This is a genomic window from Gammaproteobacteria bacterium (assembly GCA_003696665.1).
Taxonomy (GTDB): Bacteria; Pseudomonadota; Gammaproteobacteria; order Enterobacterales.
Window position 1 is genome coordinate 1 of record RFGJ01000288.1, and the last position, 3915, is coordinate 3915.

General features: G+C 50.2%; 4 protein-coding genes. 3 read left to right on the plus strand and 1 reads right to left on the minus strand.

What is annotated here, in order from left to right:
• Positions 1-237 (minus strand): M48 family peptidase (locus D6694_07850; GenBank protein ID RMH42524.1); only part of this gene is annotated, 237 nt, incomplete at its 3' end.
• 149 nt (positions 238-386) lie between these two features.
• Here D6694_07850 and D6694_07855 point away from each other — a divergent pair.
• The 3 genes from D6694_07855 to D6694_07865 all read left to right on the plus strand — a co-directional run bounded on the left by D6694_07855 (position 387) and on the right by D6694_07865 (position 3864).
• Positions 387-1475, plus strand: a complete 1089-nt coding sequence (locus D6694_07855; protein ID RMH42525.1) for an AI-2E family transporter — start codon at positions 387-389, stop codon at positions 1473-1475.
• 242 nt (positions 1476-1717) lie between these two features.
• Entirely contained in the window at positions 1718-2683 is a 966-nt protein-coding gene (locus tag D6694_07860; protein ID RMH42526.1) for a PLP-dependent cysteine synthase family protein, read from the plus strand.
• Positions 2684-2697: 14 nt separating this feature from the next.
• Entirely contained in the window at positions 2698-3864 is a 1167-nt protein-coding gene (locus D6694_07865) for a PLP-dependent transferase (GenBank protein ID RMH42527.1), read from the plus strand.
• Positions 3865-3915: the final 51 nt, after the last annotated feature.

The window sequence follows — 3915 nt, forward strand, 5'->3', positions numbered from 1 at the left end:
CAAAACAGTAAAATCGAACCGCCGTCCGGCAGCATCCTGATTGGCAGCGACGAGTTTGAATCCGATGCTGCGAATGTATTCGTTGATAAGCGGATCGTCCAAAACAAGATCGCTGGCTCTCAGTTGGCGAATTATCAAGTCACCCCAAGTTTGCTCCTCTTTGACCGACAAAACACGGTCACTGCTGCTGCCAAGCTGCGGCAAGTTCTCATGAGCCGCAGGATGAGCATCTGGCATGCAGAGCGTTGAGATGATTACCGCTAGACAGACTGTCCTGAAATTCATAGGATGTTGGTCACATTGTGTTGCCGTGTTCATCTATAGAGTACATGAATTACGGTAAGTTTCGAATCCAGTCATATCATTTGTCATGAGAACAGGGACACATGAATAAAACGCTCGGTGCATGGTGGCAAAGAAAGTTTGGCAACCCTGAAGCATTGGTTCTGATTTCTTTACTCGTTGGTATCTCTGTTGTCATCTATTGGTTTGGTCGCATTCTCGCCCCGATTCTGGTGGCCGTGGTGTTGGCTTACTTGCTCGATTGGGTGGTGGAAGCACTCGAGGGCAAGGGAATGCCAAGACACATGGCGGTGATGGTTGTGTTTGTGTCGTTTTTGGCATTTCTCATCTGGCTGGTCTTGGTGCTTCTGCCGCTCGTTTGGTCGCAGGTTGAGGCGCTTTCCACAGAGTGGCCGCAATGGGTGCAGCGGGGACAATTGTGGATTAAGAATCTCCCTAAAGATTATCCCGGAATCTTTACGCCTGAACTTGTGGCGGACTTAAGCCGCCAAATGGGTGGACAGTTAGGTGAACTGGGGCGATTGATTGTCTCTATCTCGCTCAGCTCCATTTTGAATTTGGCGGCAATCGCGGTGTATATGATCTTAGTCCCGCTGATGGTGTTCTTCTTTTTAAAGGATAAACATCAGATTCTAGACTGGATTTCCAAACATTTGCCGAGAAACCGAGCACTTGCGGTTCGCGTCTGGCAAGAGGTTGATATGCAAATCGGTAACTATGTCCGCGGCAAGATCAGTGAAATCTTAATCGTGGGCAGTACTTCGTACTTCGCCTTTGCACTGCTTGGATTAAATTATGCGTTGCTGCTTGGTGTCCTTGTCGGCTTGTCCGTTTTGATTCCCTACATTGGGGCGGCTGTTGTGACCGTGCCAGTGCTTGTGGTGGGTTATTTGCAATGGGGCGGGAGCAGTCAGTTTATTATTCTGACAGTGGTGTATCTCGTCATTCAGGCGCTGGATGGGAATGTGTTGGTACCTATTCTTTTTTCCGAGGCGGTTAGCCTTCACCCAGTTGCCATCATTGCTGCGGTCCTGTTATTTGGTGGCCTTTGGGGATTCTGGGGCGTCTTTTTCGCCATTCCACTCGCAACCTTGGTGAAAGCCATCATCAATGCCTTGGAAGACGGGCAGGTGATGGAAGACGAACCGCTACCAGATGCCGCCAAACAATAAGTTATCTGTATGGCCTTGCCCTGAGCACTCGCTGGCACTGACATTCTCTTTGCTCGTAGTGGAGTGATCCTTTGCTGTTCCTAGTTTCTGCCAAACCGAACTTCAGCAGAGAATATCGACTTCTTCAATCACTCGGCACACCAGTTTCGAGCGGAGCTACACAAAGACAATCAATTTCTGCTTTGCGTGCGCAAGGCTGACCTCGTACAATCCATGTGTTCTCATCAACAGAAAGGTCAGTTATGCATTTGTGCGACGATATTTTAGCGTTAATTGGCAATACGCCGTTGGTTCGTGTAAACAATCTGGACACTGGACCCTGCACCTTGTGGTTGAAGCTGGAGTCGCAAAATCCCGGTGGCTCGATCAAAGACCGAATCGCGCTGAAGATGATCGAAGCGGCTGAGGAGTCTGGTCAATTGCGGCCGGGGGATACAATTATCGAAGCGACAGCCGGTAACACAGGACTGGGCTTGGCGCTGGTCGCGGCGTTAAAAGGTTATAAGCTCAAAATCGTGATGCCCGATAAAATGAGTCGGGAAAAAGTTTACAGTTTGCAAGGGCTCGGCGCTGAAGTCCTGATGACGCGAAGCGATGTTTGCAAGGGACACCCTGAATATTATCAAGATGTGGCTGCTCGTTTAGCCAAGGAAACCGGGGGTTATTACATCAACCAATTCTGTAATCCGAATAATGTGGCCGCACACTATGAAGGGACTGCGCCTGAAATTTGGGAACAATTGCGAGGGCAGGTGGACGCTTTTGTCTGTGGTGTTGGTTCCGGGGGCACGCTTAGTGGTGTCGGTCGGTTTCTTAAGGAAAGGAAACCGAATGCGGAGATCGTGCTTGCTGATCCCGAAGGTTCGGTACTTGCGCCTTTTATCCAAACAGGCACGATGCCAGAAGCGGGTAGTTGGGTTGTGGAAGGCATTGGTGAAGACTTTGTCCCGGACATATGCGATCTCAGCCTTGTCGACAAAGCCTATACGATCACTGATGCGGAAAGTTTAAATACGGCGCGTCGGCTTGTGGCGGCAGAAGGTATTATGGGTGGGTCTTCAACTGGCACATTAGTGGCCGCCGCACTCCGCTATTGTCGCGAACAAACGCAAGCCAAGAATGTCGTGACCTTGGTATGCGATACGGGGAATCGATATCTGTCGAAAATGTACAATGACGACTGGATGAAAGAAAAAGGTTTCTTGTAAGCGTGGAGAGTTTGATGCGTAAAACTGACAACCTGCAGTTTGATACTTTGGCGATTCATGGTGGTCAAGCGCCGGAGCCCATCACTGGTGCGGTGATGCCGCCAATATTTACCACTTCGACCTATGTGCAATCGGCGCCCGGTGAACACACTGGATTTGAGTACTCGCGAACGCAAAATCCGACTCGCTTTGCCTATGAGCGTGCTGTGGCTGCCCTTGAAAATGGCAGTCGTGCCTTTGGGTTTGCCTCTGGCATGGCGGCAACCGCCACCGTGCTGGAGCTGCTCGATGCAGGAGATGAAGTTTTGGCGATGGACGATCTGTACGGTGGCACCTATCGCTTATTTGAACGAGTGCGTCGGCGTAGTGCCAATCTGGCGTTTCGCTATTTGGATATGTCAGATATTCGAAGTGTCAGCGAGGCGTTGAGCGCCAAAACGAAAATGATCTGGATTGAAACGCCGACGAATCCGCTGCTCAAGTTGGTGGACATTGAAGCGCTGGCTGAGCTTGCGCGCATGAATGATATTTTGCTGGTCGTGGATAATACTTTTGCCACCCCGTACAACCAGCGGCCGCTTGACCTTGGTGCGCACATTGTTGTGCATTCGGCGACAAAATATTTGAATGGCCATTCCGATATGGTGGGTGGCGCGGTTGTCGTTCGAGATGAGGAGCTCGGTGAGCGGCTTGCATTTCTGCAAAACTCAATTGGTGCTGTCAATGGGCCTTTTGACGCTTATCTTGGTCTACGTGGTCTGAAAACGCTGGGGTTGCGTATGGCGCGCCATAATGAGTCAGCGATGATGTTGGCCGAATGGTTGGAAAATCATCCCAACGTCGAAAAGGTGATTTATCCGGGCTTGCCGTCGCATCGTCAACATACACTTGCTCAAAAGCAAATGACACGGGGCTATGGAGGCATTGTCAGTATTTATTTGAAAGGTGATGTTTCGGCGGCTCGGACCTTTATGCAGCGTCTGCAATGGTTTGCGTTGGCCGAGAGTCTAGGTGGTGTCGAAAGTCTGGCCAATCATCCTGCATTGATGACACATGCTTCAATACCGGTATCTGTCCGTGAAAAACTCGGGATTACCGATAACTTGGTAAGACTCAGTATTGGTATTGAAGCGACCAGCGACTTGCAGGACGATTTGGCGCAAGCGCTTGGATCTATTTAATCCGAATGATTGAGTATGTTCACCGGCGCGTAGTCGTCGGTGAGCAACGGC